Origin of the sequence: Paraburkholderia nodosa, assembly GCF_001718195.1 — a bacterium.
Taxonomy (GTDB): domain Bacteria; phylum Pseudomonadota; class Gammaproteobacteria; order Burkholderiales; family Burkholderiaceae; genus Paraburkholderia; species Paraburkholderia nodosa_A.
Genome location: NZ_MCNV01000009.1, coordinates 62,939 through 87,059 on the forward strand (window position 1 = coordinate 62,939; position 24,121 = coordinate 87,059).

The following is a 24,121-nucleotide window of genomic DNA, read 5'->3' on the forward strand; positions in this document are numbered from 1 at the left end:
ACCGCGTATATGACAACTAGCACACACGTGGCCAAGCAGCCGCTACCTACTCTCGCCGTAGCGGCCATCGGCGTGGTGTTCGGCGACATCGGCACGAGCCCGCTGTATTCGCTGAAAGAGGCGTTCAGCCCATCGCACGGCATTCCGCTCAACGACACTTCCATTCTCGGCGTCATTTCCCTGCTGTTCTGGGCGATCGTGATCGTCGTGAGCGTCAAATATGTCCTTTTTGTGATGCGCGCCGACAACAACGGCGAGGGCGGCGTGCTCGCGCTCATGGCGCTCGCCATGCGCTCGTTCAGCCGCAAGAGCAGGTCCGCTGCGCTGCTCACGGCCTTGGGGATCTTCGGCGCGTGCATGTTCTACGGCGACGCCGTCATCACGCCGGCGATCTCGGTCATGTCGGCGGTGGAAGGCCTGGAAATCGCCGCGCCCAAGCTCTCGCATCTGGTGCTGCCGTTCACGATGGTGATCCTGATCCTGCTGTTCTGGATCCAGCGGCACGGCACTGCGCTGGTGGGCCGCCTGTTCGGCCCGATCATGGTGCTCTGGTTCATCACCATCGGTGTGCTCGGCGTCTCGCGCATCGTCCAGGCGCCTGGCGTCATCGCGGCGCTCAGCCCTTATTACGCGGTCAGTTTCATGGGCGCGCACATGCTGCAGGCCTACGTGGTGCTCGGCTCGGTCGTACTGGTGCTGACCGGCGCGGAAGCGCTCTACGCCGACATGGGCCACTTCGGCGCGAAGCCGATTCGCTTTGCCTGGTACGCGCTCGTGATGCCCTCGCTCGTGGTCAACTACTTTGGGCAGGGCGCGCTGCTGATGCAGGACCATCGCGCGATCGCGAATCCATTCTTCCTGCTCGCGCCGCAATGGGCCTTGCTGCCGCTCGTCGTGCTTTCCACGGTGGCGACCGTGATCGCTTCGCAGGCCGTGATCTCCGGCGCGTATTCCCTGACGAGCCAGGCCATTCTGCTTGGCTACGTGCCGCGCATGAAAGTGCTGCACACGTCGGACCTCGCCATCGGCCAGATCTACGTGCCGGTCGTGAACTGGATGCTGCTCTTCATCATTCTGTGCATCGTGGTCGCCTTCAAGAGTTCGGACAATCTGGCGGCCGCATACGGTATCGCCGTGACCGCGACGATGGTGATCACCACGGTGCTCGTTGCCGTCGTGATGACGAAAGTGTGGAAGTGGAACAAGGCGCTCGTCACCTGCATCATCACGGTGCTGCTGGCCGTCGATCTGGGCTTCTTCGGCGCGAACCTGCTGAAGGTCGAGGAGGGCGGCTGGCTGCCGCTCGGCATCGGCGCGCTGCTGTTCTTCCTGCTGATGACCTGGTTCAAGGGCCGCATGATCGTGAAGGATCGCACGGCCGCCGACGGCATTCCGCTCATGCCTTTCCTGCAGGGGCTGCTCGCGCATCCGCCGCATCGCGTTTCGGGCACGGCGATCTATCTCACTGGCAGCGAATCGCTCGTGCCGGTGAGCCTGCTGCACAATCTCAAGCACAACAAGGTCCTTCACGAACGCACGATCTTCCTCACGTTCGTGATTCGCGACATTCCGTATGTGGGCGACGCAGAGCGCGTGACGGTCAAGGATATCGGCGGCGGGCTCTATCTCGTGAAGGCCGATTACGGCTTCAACGAAACGCCGGACGTGCAGGCCGTGCTCGACGAAATTTCGCGCACGCACAACATGATGTTCGAGATGATGGACACGTCGTTCTTCCTCGCACGCGAGACGGTCGTGCCGACGCAGCTTCCGGGCATGTCGATTTTCCGCGAGCGTGTCTTCGCGTGGATGCATCAGAATGCCGCGAAGCCCACCGACTTCTTCAGTATTCCTGCGAACCGCGTGGTCGAACTCGGGACGAAGATCGAAATCTGACCGCGTCGATTCGACCAGTAAAAAAGGCACCCGGGGTGCCTTTTTTTGTTGCGCACGCAACGTGAGCCGTTGCGGCCCACGTTGCGTCATGCGGACATCAGCGTTGCTTGAGCTTCGCGAATGCCGCCGCCATCGCGCCTGCCGGTTCCGCATCGCGCGAACGCTGGCCGCCGCGGTTATCGCGATTGCCGCCGCCGCGATTGTCGCGGTTGCCCGACTGGCCCGCGCTGCCGCCGCTGCGCGACGCGCCGGCGCTCGCGGGGTCGTCGTCCAGACGCATCGTGAGCGCGATACGCTGACGCTTCACGTCGACGTCGAGCACCTTCACCTTCACGACCTGGCCGGCCTTGACGACTTCGTGCGGGTCCTTGATGAACTTCGTCGACATGGCCGAGACGTGCACGAGCCCGTCCTGATGCACGCCTACGTCGATGAATGCGCCGAACGCGGCCACATTCGTCACGACGCCTTCGAGCAGCATGCCCGGCACGAGGTCGGACACCTTTTCGACGCCGTCGCGGAACGTCGCCGTCTTGAACTCGGGGCGCGGATCGCGGCCCGGCTTTTCCAGCTCGCTCAGGATGTCGCGCACCGTCGGCAGACCGAAACGTTCATCCACGAACTCGGTGGGCGCGAGGCCCGAAAGCGCTTCGCGGCTGCCGAGCACGTCGCCGATCGTACGCTTGATCTTCGCGAGCATGCGTTCGACGACGGGGTACGCTTCCGGGTGCACCGACGAGCGATCGAGCGGATTGTCGCCGCCGTTGATGCGCAGGAAACCGGCGGCCTGCTCGAAGGTCTTGTCGCCCAGACGCGGCACCTTCTTCAGATGCTCGCGCGAGGGGAACGGGCCGTTCGCATCGCGGTAATCGACGATATTGCGCGCGAGCGTCGAGTTCAGGCCCGACACGCGCGCGAGCAGGGCGACGGAGGCCGTGTTCGCGTCGACGCCCACAGCGTTCACGCAGTCCTCGACCACGGCGTCGAGTGAGCGTGCGAGTTCGCGCTGGTTCACGTCGTGCTGGTACTGCCCCACGCCAATCGCTTTCGGCTCGATCTTCACGAGTTCGGCGAGCGGGTCCTGCAGACGGCGCGCGATGGAAACCGCCCCGCGCAGCGACACGTCGAGCTCGGGGAATTCCTTTGCAGCCAGTTCGGATGCCGAATAAACCGAAGCACCGGCTTCGGAAACCACGATCTTCTGCAGCTTCAGTTCGGGATGCTTCGAAATCAGCTCGCTCGCGAGCTTGTCGGTTTCACGCGAGGCCGTGCCGTTGCCGATGCTGATGAGTTCCGCTTGCGTCTGCGCGGCGATGCGCGCGAGCTTAGCGAGCGAGCCGTCCCAGTCGCGGCGCGGCTCGTGCGGGTAGATCGTATCGGTGGCGAGCAGCTTGCCCGTGCGGTCGACCACTGCGACCTTCACGCCCGTGCGCAAGCCCGGATCGAGGCCGATCACGGCCTTGGGGCCGGCCGGCGCGGCAAGCAGCAGATCCTTGAGATTGCGCGCGAACACGCGAATCGCTTCGTTTTCCGCCTGCTCGCGCAGGTGGGTGAGCAGCTCGTTTTCGATATGCGGCTGCACCTTCACGCGCCAGCACCAGCGGCAGACATCGGATAGCCATTTGTCGGCCGGGCGATTCTGGTTCGCGATGCCGAAGTGGCGCGCGATGATCGCTTCGCCCGGATGCGGTACCTGCGCATCCAGCTCGCCGCCAAGGCCGAGCTTGACCATCAGCACGCCGGCGTTACGGCCGCGGAACAGCGCGAGCGCGCGGTGCGACGGCACGGTCTTGATGGTCTCGGAGTAGTCGTAGTAGTCGCGGAACTTCTCGCCTTCCTCGTTTTCCTTGCCCTCGACCACGCTCGACATCACCACGCCCTGGTTGTGCAGCCAGTCACGCAGCTTGCCCAGCAGCTCGGCCGTTTCGCCGAACTGCTCGGAGAGGATGTCGCGCGCGCCGTCGAGCGCAGCCTTGACGTCGGCGACACCCTTTTCGGCGTCGACGTACTGTGCGGCTTCCGTTTGCGGGTCGAGCAGCGGGTTCGCGAGCAGCGCGTCGGCGAGCGGCTGCAGGCCGGCTTCGCGCGCGATCTGCGCGCGCGTGCGGCGTTTGGGCTTGTAGGGCAGATAGAGGTCTTCGAGCACCTGCTTGCTGTCGGCCGCTTCGATGGCGCTGCGCAATTCGTCGGTGAGCTTGCCTTGTTCCTCGATGCTCGCGAGGATCGCCGCGCGGCGGTCTTCGAGTTCGCGCAGATAAAGCAGGCGCTCTTCGAGCGTACGCAGTTGCGTATCGTCGAGATTGCCCGTGACTTCCTTGCGGTAACGGGCGATGAACGGAACGGTCGAGCCTTCGTCGAGAAGCTGCACGGCGGCTGCGACCTGGCGCGGCTGCACGCTCAGTTCAGTGGCGATACGCTGGACGATCTTGAGTGCTACGGTTTCCGTCATAGGGTCTGGATATTCCTGCGAGGATCGGATTGCGGTCCGGGTTTGCGGTCCGGCGGCCGGTGCGGGCTCGAGCGCCCGAGGCGCCCGGTGTGCGAAAAGGCACGTCGCCGGGTGCCTGCGCCGGCCGGTGGAGCGGGGCATTTTGCCATAAATGGCCGAGCGCTCAACCCGGGGGGTGTTAGAATTTCCCCCATGTTCCGCTGCCCACAGAAGACGTTGACGACCTCCCGCTTCTCCCCTGATTTGCCCCTTGCCCGGTTTCGCACGCCTCATGGCGTCATGCGGCGGTTCCCCGCTCTTGGGGCAATTTGTGCCGTCGCGTTGAGCCTCGGTGCGAGCGTTCCGGCCCTCGCGCAGGCGGTCGGGGTGACAGGGCCGCTGCAGCAGCAAGGTGCGGCAACGGCGCCGGTGCAGCCGGCGCCTTCGGGCGACGCGCCGCTCGCAGCGTCCGACGCGGCTGCGGCCGCCGGCGTGCAACAGTCGCAGCAGAGCGACTTCGACGCGCGGCAGCAGGTGCTGGACCGTCGTGCCGCGGAGAACGACTATCAGTTCGCAGTCGCGCAGCACAACTGCTACAGCACGTTCTTTGTGAATCATTGCATCGGCAAGGCGCGCGACAAGATGCGTGTCGTGCAGGCCGATATCCGCCGCGAGCAACTGGCGCTCGACGACGAAAAGCGTGCCGCGCATGCGCAGCAGCGCGACCAGCAGGCCGCCTTGCAGCGCGCGCAGGACGCAGCCAATGCGCCGCAGCGCGCCGCCAACGAAGCGGCCAGCGCGCAGGCGTACGAACAGAAGCAGCAGCAACACGCGCTCGATCAGGCGCAGCGCCAGGCCGAAGCGCCGCAGCGTGCGGCGAACGAGCAGGCGTATCAGGAAAAGCAGCGGCAGCATGCGCTGGCCCAGGCACAGCGTCAGGGCGAGCAATCGCAGCGCAACGCGAACCAGGCGGCGTACGACCAGAAGCAGGCGAACTACCAGAACCAGCTCGACGAAGCGCGCCGCCAGGGCGAACAAAAGGCTCAGGAGCGCGCCGACAAGGCCCAGCGCTACCAGCAGAAGCAGGAAGACGCGGCGAAGCACAAGGCCGATGTCGCCGAGCGTCAGAAACAGGCGGCCGAGAAGGCGCAGCAAAAGCAGCAACAAGAAGAACAGCAGAAGCAGCAGGAAAAACAGCAGCAGGAAGAACAGCAGGACCAGTAGCACGAGTAGCACGCTTTTTCAGCCGGACTGCAACCTCAGGCGCGTCGTCCTTCGCAAGCGCGCGCCGCAAATGTCGAGGAGGCGAGCATGCGCGAGCATCGTGAAGTCAAGACCGAGGTCCTTCGTGACCGCATTCTGCAACTGGAATCGGAACATGGCGATCTGGACCGCCTGATAGACAGGATGTCCGACACCCCGGACTATGACGATCTCGAACTGCAGAGGCTGAAGAAGCGCAAGCTCAAGGTCAAGGACAACATCCTCCTGCTGCAACTGCAGCTGGACCCCGATTCAACGAAGACTTCGGACGGGCACGCCTGATTCCGGGTCCTGGCAGGCGCCGGGGCGCGGCAGTCGGCGCGTTGCGCCGTTCCGGACCGAGCAGGAACCGCTTGCCTTGAATTCAACGACCGTTTCCCGTTCCCGGCCCGCGCGCGAAGGCGGCGCGCCGGAGGCCGACGCGCGCGCGGCGCAAACCGCCGCTGCACCCATGTTGAGCGCACGCCGCGCCGCCGAGCTCGAGGAGCTCTTCGCGGCCGACGGCTTGCTCGCCCGCGAGATCGACGGCTATCGCCCACGCGCTGCGCAGATCGAAATGGCGCGCGCGGTCGCGGCCGCAATGGAAGCCGCCGCGCAATCCCTGCCCGATCCTGCGGCGTTCGAACTTCAGTCGCGCCCGGCGCGCCGGGTCGAACGTGGTGCGCCGGCGCAGCCCGCCGCCGGGGAAGCGGCGCGCGCCACAGCCGAAAACGGCGACAACACGCTGATCGTCGAGGCGGGCACGGGCACGGGCAAGACCTATGCGTACCTCGTGCCGGCCATGCTGTGGGGCGGCAAGGTGGTCGTCTCGACGGGCACGAAGCATTTGCAGGACCAGCTCTTCGCGCGCGACATCCCCACGGTGCGCGACGCCCTCGCGGTGCCCGTGAGCGTGGCGATGCTCAAGGGCCGCGCCAACTATCTGTGCCACTACTATCTGCAGCGCACGGCCGACAACGGCCGGCTGCCGTCGCGCCAGGAAACCGCGTATCTGCAGGAAATCGTGCGCTTCGCGAAGATCACGCGCTCGGGCGACAAGGCCGAGCTCGCGAGCGTGCCCGAGACGGCGGCCGTCTGGTCGATGGTCACATCGACGCGCGATAACTGTCTTGGCCAGGAGTGCCCGCATTACAAGGACTGCTTCGTGATGCAGGCGCGCCGCGAGGCGCAGCAGGCCGATATCGTGGTGGTCAATCACCATCTGTTCTTCGCCGACATCATGCTGCGTGACACCGGCATGGCCGAACTGCTGCCGAGCGCGAATACGATCATCTTCGACGAAGCGCACCAGCTGCCCGAAACGGCGACGCTCTTTTTCGGCGAAACGCTCTCGACGGCGCAGTTCCTCGAGCTCGCGCGCGATTGCGTAGCCGAAGGCCTGAGCCACGCGCGCGACGCGGTGGAGTGGGTCAAGCTCGGCGCGGCGCTGGAGCGTGCTGCGCGCGACGTGCGGCTCGCGTTCAAGGAAGACTCGCTGCGCCTGTCGATTACGCAGTTGCCCGAGGATCACCCGCTCTTCGATGCGCTCGACGCGCTGCAGACCGAACTGGGCACGCTTGCCACGGCACTCGCCGGGCAGGCCGAGCGCGCCGAATCGATTGGTGCCTGCCTGCGCCGCGCGCGGGAGCTGCAGGGCATCCTCGCGGGCTGGACCGCGCCGCAGGGCGTCCCGCCAGCGCGCGAAACGCACGAGGCCGACGCGGACGGACAAGGCGATAACGCTCACGCGACCGACGACGCGGACGAGAAGGTCCGCTGGGTCGAGGTGTTCTCGCACACGGTGCAGTTGCACGAAACCCCGCTCTCCGTGGCGCCGATCTTCGCGAAGCAGCGCGCCGGTGTGCCGCGCACGTGGGTCTTCACGTCGGCCACGCTTTCGGTGCGTGGCGACTTTACGCACTACGCGGCGCAAATGGGCCTGAGTTCGCGCCGTTCGATGACGCTGCCGAGCCCGTTCGACTATCCCACGCAAGGGCTGCTTTACGTGCCGCGCAACATGCCGCAGCCGTCGTCGCCGCAGTTCACCGACGCCGTGTTCGAGGCGGCGTTGCCTGCGATCGAGGCGTCGGGCGGCGGTGTCTTCATGCTATGCACGACGTTGCGTGCCGTCGACCGTATTGCCCAGAAGCTGCGCGACACGATCGAGGCGCGTGGATGGAATACGCCGCTGCTCGTGCAGGGCGACGCGAGCCGCACGGAGCTGCTCGAGCGCTTCCGCGCCTATGGCAATGCGATCCTCGTGGGCAGCCAGAGCTTCTGGGAAGGGGTGGACGTGCGCGGCGACGCTCTCTCGCTCGTGGTCATCGACAAGCTGCCGTTCGCGCCGCCCGACGATCCGGTGCTGGCGGCGCGCCTTGACGCGCTGGCGAAGAAAGGTCTGAGCCCGTTCGCGGTCCACCAGCTCCCGCAGGCGGTGATCACGCTCAAGCAGGGTGCGGGGCGACTGATTCGCGCGGAAACTGACCGCGGTGTGTTGATGATTTGCGACACCCGTCTCGTCGACAAGCCGTATGGGCGACGTATCTGGCAAAGTCTGCCGCCGTTCAAGCGGACCCGGGAGATCGAAGTCGTGCAGGCGTTCTTCGAAGAGAAGAACGAGCAGGCCGGGGAGCCTGGCGAAGCGCATTGAGCTTCATGCGCGCCGCATAACAAAAAGCCACGAACGTGAGTTCGTGGCTTTTTTGCTTGCCCGCCGTATGTCTGAAGCGCGTTTGACGCAAGCAGCAGACCGTACGGCGATTCGCTGCGGTGCCCACTGGGACCGAGGTCCCGGGTGAGCGTCGCGCGAACGCAACTTACTGGCTTGCGCCCGAAGCAGCAGCCGGAGCCGAAGCGCCTGCATCCGAAGCAGCAGCGCCAGCGTCCGAAGCAGCGGCGGTAGCCGAAGCAGCAGCGTCGCTCGCAGCAGCAGCAGCGCCCGAAGCAGCAGCTGCCGAATCCGAAGCAGCAGCAGCCGGTGCCGAAGCAGCAGCAGCATCGCTAGCCGGCGCAGCAGCTTGGTCGCTGCTCTTGTTGCACGCAGCGAGTGCAACAGCTGCCAGCAGGGATGCTACGAGGAGGGATTTCTTCATGATCACGTCCTTTTATGGTTAAAGGTAAGCAACAGCGCAAAATAATACCGGTAAATGTGCCCCAACACCGACCTGAGCCGCTGGTGGAGACGCACTGCAAGAGCGTGAATCTTCCCTACGGCCTGGCCGGAAATTATAGGCACTTTCGTATCGACCGTCGACAAATCCGGGGACAATACGTTGTCTTTCTCATACAAGCACTATTTTAGTACGGTATAACAGTCCGAAGCGCTTAGGCAAGCACCCCGGTCCGAATCCAGCCCGCACGATACCACTCGTGTAGCAACGCTGTCACACACGAATCGTGTGAGAGTGTTACAAAGCGTTTCCCGTCCATAGAGCGCCTGTCGGCCAGTGCCGGCAGCCACTTTCTCGCCTCTTTGAGCAAGTACTGTTCCCCATTCAGGTAATACGACCGCGAATCGTAAAGCAGGATTGTCCTGCGGTCGAGTGTTATCCCGTTTTTTGCCGCTTGCGCAACGAAACGGGCTTCGTCGAGCGGTTTTTCGGGGGTGTCGAATACTACATTGGCTTTCGGTTCCGACAGCCACGAGCCCACGAACGAGGAGACGTCGGCGTCGCTCCAGCGCACTTTAGCAAGCACGCCGCCAACTCGCTCTACGAGTGCCGCAGGAAGCTGCGCCGGGTGCGCCACGGCCGGCTGGTCGGGGTCGCGGTACAGCGTGTCCTTGCCGTTGCCGTTATCGGCGCCGCGCTCGGCAAGCCAGTAAAGAAACTGGCTCGTCAATTCGTTCGTGGAAGGAGAACGAAAGCCGATCGAGCAGGTCATGCATTCGCCTTCGGCGATGCCGTCGTGCGCGATGTGCGGCGGCAGGTAGAGCATGTCGCCCGGCTCCAGCACCCACTCCTCTTCAGGCTGGAAGTTCGCGAGAATCTTTAGCGGCAGGCCTTCCTGCAGCGAGAGGTCGCGCTGTGCGCCAATGCGCCAGCGGCGCTTGCCATGCACCTGCAGCAGGAAGACGTCATACGAATCGAAGTGCGGGCCGACACCGCCGCCGTCCGATGCGTACGAGATCATGAGGTCGTCGAGCCGCGCGTCGGGCGCGAAGCGAAAGCGCTCGAGGAGGGCACGCGCGCGGTCGTCGTGCAGGTCGGCGCCCTGCACGAGGAGCGTCCACTGGCGGGTCTTCGGCGAAGGCAGTTCGTCCGGCGAGAACGGGCCGTGTTCGAGCGCCCAGCGGCGACGAAAATGTGAGATGAGACGCGATTCGACATCGTCGTTGTCTGCCAGCGCGAAGAGGGCTTCGCGCGAGAGCGGCGCTTCGATGTCGGGAATCGCCTGGCGGATCAACAGTGGCTTTTTCTGCCAGTATTTGCGCATGAACTGCGCCGGTGTCAGGCCGCCCAGAAGCGGCGTGGCAACATCGGGCGCGGGGCATGCCGGGGGGAGGGAGGCGCGCCGCTTGCGCGCGTCCACCGGGTGGTCTGGGGACCGCTTCGGCATCGTATAATGTGGTCTGTAATCTGGAGGATCGAATGAAAATTGCAAAGGACACCGTCGTGTCGGTCGCTTACAAGCTATCGGATGCGCAGGGCAATCTGATCGAGGAAAGCGACGAGCCGATGGTCTATCTGCACGGCGGCTATGATGGCACGTTCCCCAAGATCGAGGAAGTGCTGGACGGGCAGGAGCCGGGCTTCGAGACCCAGATCCAGCTTGATCCGCAGGACGCTTTCGGGGAATACGATCCCGAGCTCGTGAAGATCGAGCCGCGCAACCGCTTCCCCGAGCCACTCGAAGTCGGCATGCAGTTCGAAGGTACGCCCGAAGAAGGCGACGAAGATCTCGACACGCTCATCTATACGGTCACGGATGTTGCCGAAGACAAGGTCGTGCTCGACGGCAACCATCCGCTAGCGGGCATGGCGCTGCGTTTCGCGCTGACGGTCAAGGAAGTGCGCACCGCCACCGAAGACGAAATCGAGCATGAGCACGCGCATGGCGCGGACGGCCTCGAAATCATCGACGAAGACGAAGAAGACGACGGCGACGAAGGCGCCTCGAAACCCACCCTGCACTAAGCGCCGCTCAATGCGCGAAGCCGCCTGACGCCGGTGCGCCGGGCGGCTGCAGCTGGACTGGCGGCAGGCCATTGCCGCTGCTGTTTTCACCGCTGTTTGCACCACCCAGGCCGTTCTGGCCATTCGCATCATTCCGACCGTTTAAGCCACTCTGGCCACCCTGCGTGGGCCACGCCGGCACGAGCATGCCGTTTCCGGACGGCGGCAAGGCGGGAGGCACGGCAGTTCCCGATGCGCCAGGCGTCGCGGGCGCGACGTCAGGCGACTGCGGCATGCCGGGAATCTCGGTCACATCCGGCATTGACGACACTTCAGGCATTTCCGGCATCGCGGGCGACGAACCCGCGCCTGGCGTGAACGGCGACGGCTGCACGGGCAACAGCGGTAGATGCTTCGGCACATCGTGCACGCTCACCCGCAGCGGCGTGCGGCGCGCCATGTCGGCGTCCACCTGCAGCCATTGCGTAAGCGGATCGCGCAGTGAGAACGCGATGCGCGTGACGTTTTCTATCTTTGCGCCCTTGTCGTTGCGCAGCGGCTGATCGATCGTGAAGCCATGTGCGAGCTTCGAGTCGTCGGTATTCACGACGATGATCTGGCCGCGGAAAATCTCGGCGAGCTTCACGAGGCTGCGGCGCAGCTCGAGATAGCCGTCGCGCGGTGCGCGGTGAAAGCGCAGCCACGCGAAGCGGTCGGGACGCTCGTAATGCTCGGGCATCGCGTTGCCTTGCATGAAGATGACGATCGCGCGCGCGTTGCGGCGCTTCGCATACTCGGCTGCATGTTCGAGCCAGAAGCCGTTGGCGATCACGCGATCTTCGAACTCGCCGTTGCGTCCACCCGCATTGAGATAGTGATTGTTGCCGTCCGGCACGTTCAACCCGATGAACACGGTGTCGCCGAGCTGCCAGCGCACGTTTTCCCGGTACGGCCGGAAGCGCGAGACTTCGCTCTCGCGCGTGAGCGTCAAGGGAGTTTGGCCGAGCGCGTTGGGATCGGAGAAGAAGTTCTGGCGCAGGAAGTCGAGCCGCTCAGCGGGATCGTAGGCGCCCGAGCCGTTCATGCCGCAGGTGACCCAGTCGCGTTCGCCGGGTACGAACACGAGCGGCGCACGTGACGCATCGAGCAGGTCGTGACGCTGCTCGTAAAGATGGTCAGCACAGGTTTCGCGTGCGCCTTTGAGATTGCCGTCGTAGACCGTGAACGCGATTTGCGGATCGCGTCCGATGGCGTCGATGAGCCGCTGCGCCGACGCTTCCTCGGACTGCGAGGTGAGCGCGTTCGCCACGACCGCGAAGGCATAGCGCGGTGCTTGCGCGAACGCCGCGAGCGATGAACCCAGCGACGCAGCCAGCATCAACGTGCACGACGCACGGCGCATGATTTTCAGATAGCACGAGCGGGAACTGCCGCGGCCCGCCGGTTGCGGCGGCCGCGGCAGCGTCGCGAGGCGACGCTTAGCGCTTGGCGTCCGGCGCTGTGGCCAGCTCATGCAGTTCGTACAACAGGTCGAGCGCGTCACGCGGGCGCAGTTCGTTCGGATCGAGTTCGCGCAGCCGCTGAGCGACGAGCGACGCGCCACGATCCTCTTCGACCGGCACGGCGCGATCCTCCACGAAGGGCGCCTCGTCGTCGTATTCGGCGGCGGGGGCGGCGAACAGGTCGAGTTGCGGCGTGGGCTGCCCCGCCGATTGCTGCTCGAGATGCACGAGATGTTTGCGCGCAGCTCGGATCACGGCGGCAGGCACCCCCGCGAGCTGTGCGACCTGCAGGCCGTAGCTCTGGTTCGCCGGGCCTTCCTGCACCGCGTGCAGGAACACGATGCCGTGGCCATGCTCGACTGCCGAAAGATGCACGTTCGCCGCCTGCGCAAATTCCGCCGGCAGTTGCGTGAGCTCGAAGTAGTGCGTGGCGAAGAGCGTGTGGCAACCGTTGTGCGCGAGCAGATGCCGCGCGATGGCCCACGCGAGCGCGAGGCCGTCGAACGTCGATGTGCCGCGCCCGATCTCGTCCATGAGCACGAGGCTTTGCGGCGTGGCGTCGTTGAGAATGGCCGCGGCTTCGGTCATCTCGACCATGAAGGTCGAGCGGCCGCCCGCGAGGTCGTCGGCGGCGCCGATACGCGTGAAGATGCGGTCGATCGGCCCGAAGCTCGCGCGCTTTGCCGGCACGTAGCTGCCCACGTAAGCGAGCAGGGCGATGAGCGCGGTCTGTCGCATGAAAGTCGATTTACCGCCCATGTTCGGGCCGGTGATGAGCAGCAGCTTGCGCTCGGCCGAAAGCAGGCAGTCGTTGGCGATGAACTGCTCGACCTGCGCTTCGACCACGGGATGGCGGCCTTGCTCGATCTCGATGCCGGGCGCCTGCGCAAACGTGGGCGCATTCCAGTCCAGCGCGCGGGCGCGTTCCGCGAATGCAGCAAGCAGGTCGAGTTCCGCGAGTGCGGCAGCCACCCGCTGGCAATCGGGAATGAATGGCAGCAGCGACTGCAGCAGCGCGTCGTAGAGCGCCTTTTCGCGCGAAAGCGCGCGTTCCTGCGCCGACAGCGCCTTGTCTTCGAACGTCTTCAGTTCCGGCGTGATATAGCGCTCTGCGTTCTTGAGCGTCTGGCGACGGCGATAGTCGTCGGGAACCTTGTCGGTCTGGCCGCGTGTGACTTCGATATAGAAGCCGTGCACCTTGTTGTACTCGACGCGCAGATTGCCGATGCCGGTGCGCGTACGCTCGCGCGTTTCGAGGTCGAGCAGGAACTGACCGCAGTTCTCGGAGATGTCGCGCAGTTCGTCGAGATCCGCATCGTAGCCGCGTGCGATCACGCCGCCGTCGCGCACCATCGCCGCCGGTTCCGGCGCGACCGCGCGCTGCAGGAGCGCCGCGCACTCGGCGGGCGGTTCGAGCGCCTCGGCAATATGCGCGAGCGACGTGGCCGCGCCGCTTGCGGCTGCGACCTGTTCGCGCAGCGCGGGCAGTGCGGCAAAGGTGTCGCGCAGGCTGGACAGATCGCGCGGGCGCGCGGAAAGCAGCGCAAGGCGCCCGGTAATGCGCTCGACGTCGGCGATCTGGCGCAAGACGCTGCGCAAGGTATCGACGCTCGCGTGCGGCGGCGCCTCGAGCAAGGCGCCGATGGCCTGCTGGCGCATTTGCGCAATCGCGGCTTCGCGCGGCGGGTGATGCAGCCAGTGACGCAGCAAGCGGCTGCCCATGGCCGTGCTGCACGTGTCGAGCAGCGAGCAGAGCGTGGGCGATTCGGTGCCGCGCAGCGTTTCCGTGAGTTCGAGGTTGCGGCGCGTGGCCGGATCGAGTCCGATGTATTCCGATTCGGCTTCGACCTTCAGGCTGCGCACGTGGCGCAGTTGCTGGCCTTGTGTGGCCGCCGCGTAGAGCAGCAGCGCGCCCGCCGCGCCGCATGCGCTCGTGAGCGTTTGCGCGCCGAAGCCGTCGAGGCTTGCCACGTCGAGCTGGTCGCACAGGCGTTGCTTGCCCGAGCCGACGTCGAAGTGCCAGGCCGGCACGCGTGTGAGCGCGCCCGAACCGGCGGGCGGCGCCCAGGCAGCGGTTTCCGCCGGCATTTCCGCGACGAGGATTTCGGCAGGCCGAATGCGCTCGAACGCCGTGGCGACCTGTTCCGGCGCGACTTCCGCGAGACGCAAGGCGCCGCTGGCGAGATTGAGCCACGCGAGGCCCACGTTGACGGTCACGCCGCGCCGGTTGTGGCCGGGGCACACGGCCATCAGGTAGACGTCGTTCTTGTCGGAAAGGAGGGCGGCGTCGGTCAGCGTGCCGGGCGTCACCACGCGCACGACCTTGCGCTCGACCGGACCCTTGGAGGTGGCGGGGTCGCCGATCTGTTCGCAGATCGCCACCGACTCGCCCAGCTTCACGAGCTTCGCGAGATATTGCTCGACCGCGTGATGCGGCACGCCCGCCATCTTGATCGGATTGCCCGCAGATGCCCCGCGCTGCGTGAGCGTGAGGTCGAGCAGGCGCGCGGCCTTCTCGGCGTCTTCGAAGAAGAGCTCGTAGAAGTCGCCCATGCGGTAGAACACGAGCGTGCCCGGATGGTCGGCCTTGATGCGCAGATACTGCTGCATCATGGGGGTATGTTGCGCGATGTCGGCTGCGCCTGCGGTGTGTGTAGCCATCCTCGGTGTCTTGCTAGGGGTTCAGGGCGTGAGTTTAACGCGCGCCGATTGCATGTAAAGCCAGCCTTTCGGCTAACGCCGTCACAGCGGCTCCCGTCATTCGTCGACCTGCGCCTGCATGTCCACGGTGCGCGCGTTTGCCGCACTGTGCCGCATGGCGAGCCAGATCATCGTGGAAACGAACAGGCCGAACACGACGATGATCCACTGCACGGGAACCTTCGCGGTGAGCAGCAGCGCATACGCGCCGAGCATGAGCAGCACCGCGAGATTCTGGTTGAAATTCTGCACCGCGATCGAGTGGCCCGCCGAAAGCAGCGTCGCGCCGCGATGCTGGAGCAGGGCGTTCATCGGCACGATGAAGAAACCGGCGAGCACGCCGAGCAGCACCATCAGCGGGTAGGCGAAAAGCAGGTAGAAGGGCACGATGAACGTGCCGAAGCGCACGCCAACGCCTTGCGGAAAGAGGCCTTTGCTGTAGAACGCCATGCCGATCGCCACCGCGCCGCACAGTACGCCTACGGGCAGCACGCGCAACGAGGCGCGCAGCGACACCCATGCGGCTGCCGCGCCCGCGCCGAGCGCGATGCCGAGTCCGGTCACGCCCTGCATCACGGCGGCTTTCGAGAGCGAGAGTCCGAGATTCACGTCGGCCCACTTGAGCACGAGCAGTTGCAGCGTGACCGCCGCGCCCCACATCAGGGTCGTGACCCAGAGTGCGATCTGCGCGAGCTTGTCGGTCCAGAGCACATTGAAGCTATGCGTGAAATCGCCCATGAGACGAGCCGGTTCCCTGAGCCGGTTCTCGTATCGCGCGCCCGTGTCGGGAATGCCGATGTTGATGATCGCGGCGATCACATACGTGACCATGACGGCGAGCATCGCGAGGTCGGCGGCCGAATGGATCGCCGGCCACGGATGGCGCGTGACGAAACGGTCGGCGTAAGTGGAAACGAGTGCGCCGCCCATCATCGTGCCGACGATGGTGGAAAGCACCGTGGCCGATTCGAGCCACGCATTGGCTGCGATGAGCTTTTCGGCCGGCAGCAATTCCGTCAGGATTCCGTACTTTGCAGGTGAGTAAGCCGCCGCGCCGAAGCCGACCACGCCATACGCGATCATCGGATGCACGCCCGCGATCATCAGCAGACAGCCGCACGCCTTGAGCGCGTTCGAGACGAACATGACGTGGCGCTTTTGCAGGGCGTCGGCAAACGCGCCCACGAAAGGCGCGAGCAGTACGTACGAGATCGTGAAAAAGATCTGCAGCAGTGGCGTCACCCAGGCGGGCGAAGCAATCACCGTGAGCAGCGCAATCGCCGCGATGAGGAGCGCGTTGTCGGCGAGCGACGACACGAACTGCGCGGCGATGATCGTGTAGAAGCCTTTTTTCATCGGATGCGTGCGTGGTCCTCTTGCAGCAGGGCGGCGGACGAAACAAAAAAGCGGCCGAAGCCGCTCGATGCGCATGCGTGGGTCAGGCGTGACCTGGCGTGCGCTTTGCACGCATCGCGGGGGAGCCAGGCGTGCACCGCGACGCGCACGGGCGCTTATGCCGCCTTGGGCACGCGCGTGTACTTCGAGAGGATCGGCACCATCTGCGCGTAGATCTTCGGGTTGCCCGCGACGACTTCGCCCATGTGCAGGAAGTCCGAGTCGCCCGTGTAGTTGCCGATCAGGCCGCCGGCTTCCGTCACGAGCAGGCCGCCTGCGGCGACATCCCACGGGTTGAGGCCCTGCTCGAAGAAGCCGTCCATGCGGCCGGCGGCGACGTTGGCCAGATCGAGCGCGGCCGCGCCCGGGCGGCGCAGGCCCGCGCAGGCGTTGGTCATTTCGGCGAACAGTTCGCAGTAGCTGTCGAGGCCGTCCTTTTCGCGGAACGGGAAGCCGGTGCCGATCAGGCCGTCGGCGAGACGGTCGCGGCGGCCCACGCGGATGCGGCGGTCGTTCAGGAACGCGCCGCGGCCGCGCGATGCGGTGAAGAGATCGTTGCGCGTCGGGTCATAGACCACGGCCTGCGTGACGAGGCCCTTGTGTGCGAGCGCGATCGAGACGCAGTAGTACTGGAAGCCGTGGATGAAGTTGGTGGTGCCGTCGAGCGGATCGATGATCCACTGGTATTCGGACTCGTTCTCCGACTGGCCCGATTCCTCGGCGAGGACGGCGTGGTCGGGGTAGGCGGTCTTGAGCGTTTCGATGATGGCGGCTTCAGCCGCCTTGTCGACTTCCGTGACGAAATCGTTGTGCTGCTTCTTCGCGACCTGCACGAGGTCGAGGTCGAGCGACGCACGGTTGATGATCTGTCCGGCGCGGCGCGCGGCCTTGACAGCGATGTTGAGCATGGGATGCATGAGCCAGGATCCTTGTTGTCCGGCGCTCGCGAAGGCGGGACGCGCGCCGGTGGTGCAAAAGATAAAAGCGTCTAACGATTGGACAGGGCGCGGGCCTCGAATGGACCTGCGGAACCTGTCCCGTCAACGGAGACGAATTGGATAAGAGCGGGGCGCGGCGGCGCTGTTGGCCAGCGACTTGCCGGGCGCCTGGCGGTCAGCAACACGGCTGCACGATTCGCCCGACGCGCGCGAAACCGCCATTTTACCCGAGTATCGGCGATTCCATGGCTTCTCTCGGGCGGGATATCGGGATTTCTATGGATATGACGTTCGCGGCAGGAAGCGCATGAGCACACATCGCCGCGGCGCCGGGCGCGCTAACATAGACATTTCAATCTCCTTTTCGCGGTTAGAGAACCATCTTGGCGCACCCCGATTCACCCGATTCCCACGCAACTTCCCACGCTGCGGCGCCGGCTTGCGGCGACGCCCACGAGCCGCTGCGCGGCGGCTTCACGTCTACCCGCTTCGTGCTCGTCGAGCCGAGCCACCCCGGCAACGTCGGCGCGGCCGCGCGCGCGCTGAAGACCATGGGATTCTCGCGCCTCGTGCTGGTGGCGCCGCGCGTGCCGCAGGTCCACTGCGACCCGGAAGCCATTGCCATGGCGAGCGGCGCCGACGACGTGCTCGCGGCCGCCCACATCGTGCCGACGCTTGCCGATGCGCTGGCGGGCGTGCAATGGTCGCTCGCGCTCACAGCGCGCACGCGCGAGTACGGGCCGCCGCCCGCAGCGCCGCGCGAGGCGGTGCAGGACGCCTGCCGCCAGGCGGTGCACGGCGGCGACATCGCGCTCGTGTTCGGCAACGAACGCACGGGCCTGTCGAACGACGACGTCGAGCGCTGCAGCGCGCTTGCGCATATTCCGGCCAATCCCGCCTATAGCTCGCTCAATCTGGCCCAGGCGGTTCAGGTGCTCGCCTACGAGCTGCGCCTCGCGTACCTCGGGGAGAGCGCACCCGCCGCCGCGCTGCCGGCGGCTGGCGGTGCGGGCGGCGCCGCCCCGCTTCCGGCCGGGTCGCCGCTCGCGACGAGCGACGACATCGAGCGCATGTACGTGCACCTCGAGAACGCGCTCATCGCGCTCGAGTTTCTCGACCCCGCCAATCCGAAGAAGCTGATGTCGCGGCTGCGGCGGCTCTTCGCCCGCTCGGGGCTCGAGCGCGAGGAGGTCAATATCGTGCGAGGCATCGCCAAGCACATCCTCCTGCTCAAGGGCAAAGGCGACGGCAAGGGCGAGATCCGCTGATCCTCTGTGTCGGCGCAGCTGCGCGCGCCGGCGCAAACCTTGCCGCCGACGGGGGCTTCCGACCTCGAATCGGCTTTGCGCCTACAATCGGCTGAAAACCGGCGAAAAATTCATAAGCAAATGCGCGCGGCTGCAATAGCCGTTGCGTCGCTTGCACGCACGCTGCGGCGTCGCGCGGCCGCCATTCCCATGTTTCATCCGTTTTTAGCGTGACAGCCATGTTCAAGAGACTTCGCGAAGACATTGCCACGATCCGCGAGCGCGATCCCGCCGCCCGCAGCGCGTGGGAGGTCCTGACCTGTTATCCGGGTCTGCACGCGCTCGTGCTGCATCGCTTCGCGCATGCGTGCTGGCTCGCCAGGCGCCGCTGGCTCGCGCGCTACATTTCGCAGATCGCGCGTTTTCTGACGGGCATCGAGATCCATCCGGGCGCGACCGTCGGCAGGCGCGTGTTCATCGATCACGGCATGGGCGTGGTGATCGGCGAGACGGCCGAGGTCGGCGACGACTGCACGATCTACCAGGGCGTGACGCTCGGCGGCACGTCGCTCACGCGCGGCGCGAAGCGCCACCCGACGCTGGGGCCGGGCGTGATCGTCGGTGCGGGCGCAAAGGTGCTCGGCGGCTTCACGGTGGGCGCCGGGGCGAAAATCGGCTCGAACGCCGTGGTCGTGAAGCCGGTGCCGGAAGGGGCTACGGCGGTAGGCAACCCCGCACGCGTCGTCGCGCCCGCGAAGACCGCGCCGGTGCAGGCCAAACCGGCCTCGGCGCGAGAGGGCTTTTGCGCCTATGGCATCACGCCCAATGCCGACGACCCGGTTTCGCTCGCGATTCACGGCCTGATCGACCACGCGGCTACGCAGACGCAGCGCGTCGATGCGATCGTCGTCGCGCTCGAGCGTCTCGGCGCGCGACTCGAGGCGCTCCATGGCGCCGATGCGGCGCTCGCCGAATTGCGGCGTCTATCCGAGGGGCTCGAATGCGTCGGCCCGCAAACCGAAGCGTCGAGCCGCGAAGAGGAGAAGGCGCCTGCGCGCGTTTGAGACGTGGCGCCAGGAGGGCGCTAAGAGCAAGCGCTAAAAGTAAAGGCGGCGCACCTCAGTCCAGCGGCAAGACCCTGAAGCCTTCGGCATCCACGCGCAGATAGCCGCCACGCGGCTTGCCGTGATCGAGATCCCAGTCGGGCAAGACCCAACGTGTGCCGCCGGGCTCCTGGTGGCGCGCCGGCCGGTGCGTGTGGCCGTGCACGATGGTGTTCGCGCGCGCACGCTTGAAGAGCGCCGCAACGCCTTTGACCGTGACGTCGTACTTCGGCAGGCGCGGGCCGCTGCGTTTGCTTTCGCTCGCGCGACGCGCGCGCTCGGCGATCGCTCGCCGCCAGCGAAACGGCCAGGCAAGAAACAGCAGCTGCACGAGCCGGTTGCGCGCGAGCTTGCGGAAGACCTGATAGCCGTGATCGTCGGTGCACATCGCGTCGCCGTGCGCGAGTGCGAGGCGCGTGCCGAACGCGGTGATCGCGATGGGGTCGGGCAGCCAGATCGCGCCCGCGGCTTTCATGAAGCGCTTGCCCATCAGAAAGTCGCGGTTGCCGTGCATGATGTAGAGCGCGATGCCGCGCTCGGAGAGCGTATGCATCAGCGCAGCCATGCGCGCGGGGAACGGATCGGTGAGCATGTCGTCACCGATCCAGTATTCGAAGAGGTCGCCGAGTATGAATACCGAGTCGGCCTGATCGGCCGTGACCCGGATGAAGCGCTCGAACGCGGCGACCGTACGCGGAATCCCTTCATTCAGATGCACATCGGAAATGAACAGAAACGGACGAGCCGCGTGGGGGCGCTTGCCCTCGCCGGGCACGCCCGCGGCAGCGTGTCGTAAAGCCTTTTCCTGCAGCATCGATGAAGGGTGTGCGTGAGAGTGGTACGAAGCTTATTCGACGACGACAGCCTTCTCGATCACGACGTCGTCGACCGGCACGTCCTGATGGAAGCCCTTCGAGCCCGTCTTGACCTTCTTGATCTTGTCGACCACTTCGAGGCCTTCCACGACCTTGCCGAATACGGCGTAGCCCCAGCCTTGCGGCGTCGGCGACGAGTGGTTCAGGAAGTCGTTGTCGGCGACGTTGATGAAGAACTGCGCCGACGCCGAGTGCGGGTCGTTGGTGCGCGCCATGGCGATGGAGCCGCGCTCGTTCTTCAGGCCGTTGTTCGCTTCGTTTTCGATCGGCGCTTCGGTCGGCTTTTGCTTCATGCCGGCGTCGAAGCCGCCGCCCTGGATCATGAACCCGTCGATGACGCGGTGAAACACCGTGCCGTCATAGTGGCCGCTCTTCACATAGTTGAGGAAGTTGGCGACCGTCTTCGGGGCCTTCTCGGCGTTCAGTTCGAGCTTGATGACGCCGTGGTTCGTGTGCAGTTCGACCATGATGGAATCCTTTGCCTGTGGCGGGGGGAATGAACGTCGCTGCATCGGCAAGAGGCGGGGCGTGTTGCCCAACGCGTGTGCCGGCGCCGCGACGTGCGACGGGTGAGGGCGGCGCTGCCGCCCGGTTAGTCGATGATTAACTGGCGTGTTGCCGGCGTGCTTACTTGCCGACGACGGTCGCCGACTCGATCACGATTTCCTTTTGCGGCACATCGGACATCGGGCCGCGCGAGGTGGTGGGCGCCGCTTCGATCTTCTTCACGACGTCCATGCCTTGCGTGACCTTGCCGAACACGGCATAGCCGTTGCCGTCCGGGTTCGGATAGTCGAGGCCGGCGTTATCCACCGTGTTGATGAAGAACTGAGCGGTGGCCGAATTCGGGTCGCTCGTACGCGCCATCGCGATCGTGCCCGTGAGGTTCTTCAGGCCATTCCTGCTTTCGAGCGCGATCGGCGCGCGCGTGGGCTTCTCGACGAAGCTTTGCGTATAGCCGCCGCCCTGGATCATGAAGCCGCGAATTACGCGATGAAAGATCGTGCCGTTGTACTGGCCAGCCTTCACGTACTGCAGGAAATTGTCGACGGTCTTCGGCGCCTTCTCCGGATAGAGCTCGACGCGAATGTCGCCTTCACTGGTCTTGAAGAGCACTTGCGGATGCGCGGCGGCCGGCTGGCCGTTTTGTGCAAAGGCGGGTGCGTTCGCGATCAGGGCGGCGCTGCCGAGCGCCAACATCAACCATTTCATGAGTATCCTCGGAAGTGCGGGAAAAACGTGTCGCGGCGCGCACGCTGCGCGCCAGATGTTAGTTCGACGGCGCCACGAAAGGCGGCATCGCGAGCGATCCCGTCGAGCCGCCGAACTGGTACGCCGGGTTGCTGAGCGCGGGCACGATGGCCGACGGGCTCGCTGCCGATGCGCTTTCTGCCGCTGCCGCGGCCGACTTCTTTTGCGCGGGCGGCGGCGAGATGATCTTCGCGATGTCGGCCTGGCGCTGCTGCGTGGTGCCGCTTGCATGGCCAAGCGTTTGCGCGCGGCGGTATGACGCGTCGGCCAGACGCAGGTAAAGGTCGCCGAGATTTTCCCACGCGAGTCCGTACGACGGGTTTGCCTTCACCGCGGTTTCGAGCGCGACGCGCGCCTCGTCGTAGCGGCCATGCTTCGCGTAAAGCGCCGCGAGATTGTTGTAAGGCTCGGGCAATTCGGGGTAGAGCTGCGTGAGTTCGGTGAACGCCTCGATCGCGTCGTCGTCGCGGTTCAGGCGCGCGAGAATGGTCGCGCGCTTGAACTTCGCCTGCACGTCGCGCGGGTTCGTCTTGATGCGCGCGTCGAGCTGGCTGAGCGCGCCAGCCCAGTCGTGCTGGCTGATCGCGGCGTCGGCGCCGGGCGTGGCGTCGGAGGTCGCCGGAGGCGCGGCATGCGCGATGCTGACACTGCACAGCACGATCGCGACGCTCGAGAGAGCCGACGCGGCAAGGGTCGCAGCACGGGGCGCGCGGCCGCTGGAAGGTTTCATAGGGTGAGGTCGCGGTGTTATACTCCGAGCCATTCTAACAAAAGGTCTGTGCGTTTCGTCGCGCGCTTTGTCCCTCGCCCGTTTCATTCGTATTCCGGGCGCGCTGCGCGAGTCGCCGGGCTTTCCAACGCCACTCGTGGTCGTCTCCGCCCCGATAGCAACCTGGTTGCAGTCCGGTCGCCGACAGACAGCAGCCTGAGCAATGCGGGCATCACCCGCTGGCTGCGGTCGGCGCCGCCGCGGAATTCTTTCGACCCACGTATCCATCGCCTTTATGGAATCACTGCGCATCTACAACACGCTCGCGCGTGACAAGCAAAATTTCGTGCCACTCGAGCCCGGCGTCGTGCGTATGTACGTCTGCGGGATGACGGTGTACGACTATTGTCATGTCGGGCATGCGCGTGTGATGGTGGTGTTCGATATCGTGCAACGCTGGCTGCGCGCGCTCGGCTACAACGTGACCTATGTGCGCAACATTACCGATATCGACGACAAGATCATTCGTCGTGCGGTAGAAAACGGCGAGACGATCAAGCAGCTCACCGACCGTTTCATCGCAGCGCTGCACGAAGACGCGGACGCGCTCGGCATCGAGCGTCCCGATCACGAGCCGCGCGCGACGCAGTACATTCCGCAGATGCTCGACATGATCGGCAAGCTCGAGCGCAACGGCTACGCGTACCAGGGCGCGGACGGCGACGTGAACTACGCGGTGCGCAAGTTCGCGAACTATGGCGCGCTCTCCGGCAAGTCGATCGAAGACCTGCGCGCGGGCGAACGTGTGGCGACGAACGATGCCAAGCAGGATCCGCTTGACTTCGTGCTCTGGAAACAGGCAAAACCGCAAGAGCCGGCCGACACGAGCTGGGATTCGAAATATGGACGCGGGCGTCCGGGCTGGCATATCGAATGCTCGGCGATGGGCTGCACGTTGCTCGGCGAGCACTTCGACATTCACGGCGGCGGTCAGGACCTGCAGTTTCCGCACCATGAGAACGAGATTGCGCAGAGCGAAGGCGCGACCGGCAAGACGTTCGTCAATACGTGGATGCATAACGGCTTCGTGAATATCGACAACGAGAAGATGTCGAAGTCGCTCGGCAACTTCTTCACGATCCGCGAAGTGCTGGCGAAGTACGATGCCGAAGTGGTGCGCTTCTTCATGGCGCGCGCGCATTACCGCTCGCCGCTGAATCACAGCGACGCGCATCTCGACGACGCGCGCAACGCGCTCACCCGTCTTTACACGGCGTTGAAAGACGTGACGCCGGACGCGGGCGAGCTTGACTGGAACGAGCCGTACGCGCAACGTTTTCGTGCGGCAATGAACGACGATTTCAACACGCCGGTGGCGATCGCCGTGCTGTTCGAACTCGCGAGCGAGGTGAACCGTACGCGCGACGCCATGCTCGCGCGTCAGTTGCAGCGTCTCGCACGTGTGATCGGGCTGCTCGTGCGCGAGCCGCGCGTGTTCCTGCAACAGGCCGCGGGCGCACAAGATGCAGGCGCGCTCGACGTGGCAGCGATCGAAGCGAAGATCGCGGCGCGCACGGCGGCCAAGCAGGCGAAGCAATATGCGGAGGCGGACCGGATTCGGGCCGAACTGCTCGAAGCCGGTGTCGCGCTCGAAGACAAACCGGGCGGGTTGACCGAGTGGCGCCGCGTGTAAGCGGGCTGTCCAGTTTCCACTGATCGAT

General features: G+C 65.3%; 19 protein-coding genes. 8 read left to right on the forward strand and 11 right to left on the reverse strand.

Annotated features, from left to right (window positions below):
* Window positions 1–9: 9 nt before the first annotated feature.
* Window positions 10–1,896 (forward strand): potassium transporter Kup, encoded by a 1,887-nt coding sequence (locus tag BFD71_RS17400; protein WP_069265560.1) that lies wholly within the window; start codon window positions 10–12, stop codon window positions 1,894–1,896.
* Window positions 1,897–1,993: 97 nt separating this feature from the next.
* Here the strand turns inward: BFD71_RS17400 and BFD71_RS17405 are convergent, their stop codons facing one another.
* Complete coding sequence (locus BFD71_RS17405; protein WP_069265561.1) at window positions 1,994–4,345, reverse strand: Tex family protein; 2,352 nt, start codon at window positions 4,343–4,345, stop codon at window positions 1,994–1,996.
* Window positions 4,346–4,624: 279 nt separating this feature from the next.
* Here BFD71_RS17405 and BFD71_RS17410 point away from each other — a divergent pair, with 279 nt between their 5' ends.
* From BFD71_RS17410 to BFD71_RS17420, 3 genes are all read left to right on the forward strand, one after another.
* The gene (locus BFD71_RS17410; RefSeq protein ID WP_069265562.1) at window positions 4,625–5,548 is read left to right on the forward strand and encodes a colicin transporter; all 924 of its coding nucleotides are present in this window, start codon (window positions 4,625–4,627) and stop codon (window positions 5,546–5,548) included.
* An 87-nt stretch (window positions 5,549–5,635) separates the two neighbouring features.
* Complete coding sequence (locus BFD71_RS17415; protein ID WP_028204122.1) at window positions 5,636–5,869, forward strand: DUF465 domain-containing protein; 234 nt, start codon at window positions 5,636–5,638, stop codon at window positions 5,867–5,869.
* A gap of 76 nt (window positions 5,870–5,945) precedes the next feature.
* A complete protein-coding gene (locus tag BFD71_RS17420) occupies window positions 5,946–8,216 on the forward strand; it encodes an ATP-dependent DNA helicase (RefSeq protein WP_069265563.1) in 2,271 nt (756 codons plus the stop codon).
* Window positions 8,217–8,382: 166 nt separating this feature from the next.
* Here the strand turns inward: BFD71_RS17420 and BFD71_RS39175 are convergent, their stop codons facing one another.
* Both BFD71_RS39175 and BFD71_RS17425 read right to left on the reverse strand, forming a co-directional pair.
* Window positions 8,383–8,658, reverse strand: a complete 276-nt coding sequence (locus BFD71_RS39175; RefSeq protein ID WP_081771656.1) for a hypothetical protein — start codon at window positions 8,656–8,658, stop codon at window positions 8,383–8,385.
* A 232-nt stretch (window positions 8,659–8,890) separates the two neighbouring features.
* Window positions 8,891–10,123 carry a ribosomal protein uL16 3-hydroxylase gene (locus BFD71_RS17425; RefSeq protein WP_069265564.1) on the reverse strand — a complete coding sequence of 411 codons (1,233 nt, stop codon included), beginning with the start codon at window positions 10,121–10,123 and terminating at the stop codon, window positions 8,891–8,893.
* 32 nt (window positions 10,124–10,155) lie between these two features.
* On the opposite strand from BFD71_RS17425, the gene BFD71_RS17430 reads away from it, so the two are divergent.
* Window positions 10,156–10,701, forward strand: a complete 546-nt coding sequence (locus tag BFD71_RS17430; RefSeq protein WP_069265565.1) for an FKBP-type peptidyl-prolyl cis-trans isomerase — start codon at window positions 10,156–10,158, stop codon at window positions 10,699–10,701.
* Window positions 10,702–10,708: 7 nt separating this feature from the next.
* Here the strand turns inward: BFD71_RS17430 and BFD71_RS17435 are convergent, their stop codons facing one another.
* The 4 genes from BFD71_RS17435 to BFD71_RS17450 all read right to left on the reverse strand — a co-directional run bounded on the left by BFD71_RS17435 (window position 10,709) and on the right by BFD71_RS17450 (window position 17,194).
* Window positions 10,709–12,082 (reverse strand): hypothetical protein, encoded by a 1,374-nt coding sequence (locus tag BFD71_RS17435; protein WP_141710707.1) that lies wholly within the window; start codon window positions 12,080–12,082, stop codon window positions 10,709–10,711.
* 76 nt (window positions 12,083–12,158) lie between these two features.
* Entirely contained in the window at window positions 12,159–14,843 is a 2,685-nt protein-coding gene (gene mutS, locus BFD71_RS17440) for a DNA mismatch repair protein MutS (RefSeq protein WP_069265567.1), read from the reverse strand.
* A gap of 96 nt (window positions 14,844–14,939) precedes the next feature.
* Window positions 14,940–16,238, reverse strand: coding sequence for a lysophospholipid transporter LplT (gene lplT / locus BFD71_RS17445; protein WP_069265568.1), 1,299 nt, complete (start codon window positions 16,236–16,238; stop codon window positions 14,940–14,942).
* Between the two features lie 155 nt (window positions 16,239–16,393).
* The gene (locus BFD71_RS17450; protein WP_069265569.1) at window positions 16,394–17,194 is read right to left on the reverse strand and encodes an inositol monophosphatase family protein; all 801 of its coding nucleotides are present in this window, start codon (window positions 17,192–17,194) and stop codon (window positions 16,394–16,396) included.
* Between the two features lie 404 nt (window positions 17,195–17,598).
* On the opposite strand from BFD71_RS17450, the gene BFD71_RS17455 reads away from it, so the two are divergent.
* Window positions 17,599–18,483, forward strand: a complete 885-nt coding sequence (locus tag BFD71_RS17455; RefSeq protein WP_069265570.1) for an RNA methyltransferase — start codon at window positions 17,599–17,601, stop codon at window positions 18,481–18,483.
* A gap of 218 nt (window positions 18,484–18,701) precedes the next feature.
* On the forward strand, window positions 18,702–19,526 hold the full coding sequence (cysE, locus tag BFD71_RS17460; protein WP_069265571.1) for a serine O-acetyltransferase: 825 nt from the start codon (window positions 18,702–18,704) through the stop codon (window positions 19,524–19,526).
* A gap of 55 nt (window positions 19,527–19,581) precedes the next feature.
* Here cysE and BFD71_RS17465 read toward each other — a convergent pair whose 3' ends face one another.
* From BFD71_RS17465 to BFD71_RS17480, 4 genes are all read right to left on the reverse strand, one after another.
* Window positions 19,582–20,379, reverse strand: coding sequence for a UDP-2,3-diacylglucosamine diphosphatase (locus BFD71_RS17465; RefSeq protein WP_069265572.1), 798 nt, complete (start codon window positions 20,377–20,379; stop codon window positions 19,582–19,584).
* 33 nt (window positions 20,380–20,412) lie between these two features.
* On the reverse strand, window positions 20,413–20,907 hold the full coding sequence (locus BFD71_RS17470) for a peptidylprolyl isomerase (RefSeq protein ID WP_069265573.1): 495 nt from the start codon (window positions 20,905–20,907) through the stop codon (window positions 20,413–20,415).
* Between the two features lie 160 nt (window positions 20,908–21,067).
* Entirely contained in the window at window positions 21,068–21,652 is a 585-nt protein-coding gene (locus BFD71_RS17475) for a peptidylprolyl isomerase (RefSeq protein ID WP_069265574.1), read from the reverse strand.
* A 58-nt stretch (window positions 21,653–21,710) separates the two neighbouring features.
* Window positions 21,711–22,421 carry a tetratricopeptide repeat protein gene (locus BFD71_RS17480; RefSeq protein WP_069265575.1) on the reverse strand — a complete coding sequence of 237 codons (711 nt, stop codon included), beginning with the start codon at window positions 22,419–22,421 and terminating at the stop codon, window positions 21,711–21,713.
* A 274-nt stretch (window positions 22,422–22,695) separates the two neighbouring features.
* On the opposite strand from BFD71_RS17480, the gene cysS reads away from it, so the two are divergent.
* On the forward strand, window positions 22,696–24,093 hold the full coding sequence (gene cysS, locus BFD71_RS17485; protein WP_069265576.1) for a cysteine--tRNA ligase: 1,398 nt from the start codon (window positions 22,696–22,698) through the stop codon (window positions 24,091–24,093).
* The last annotated feature ends 28 nt before the right edge of the window (window positions 24,094–24,121 follow it).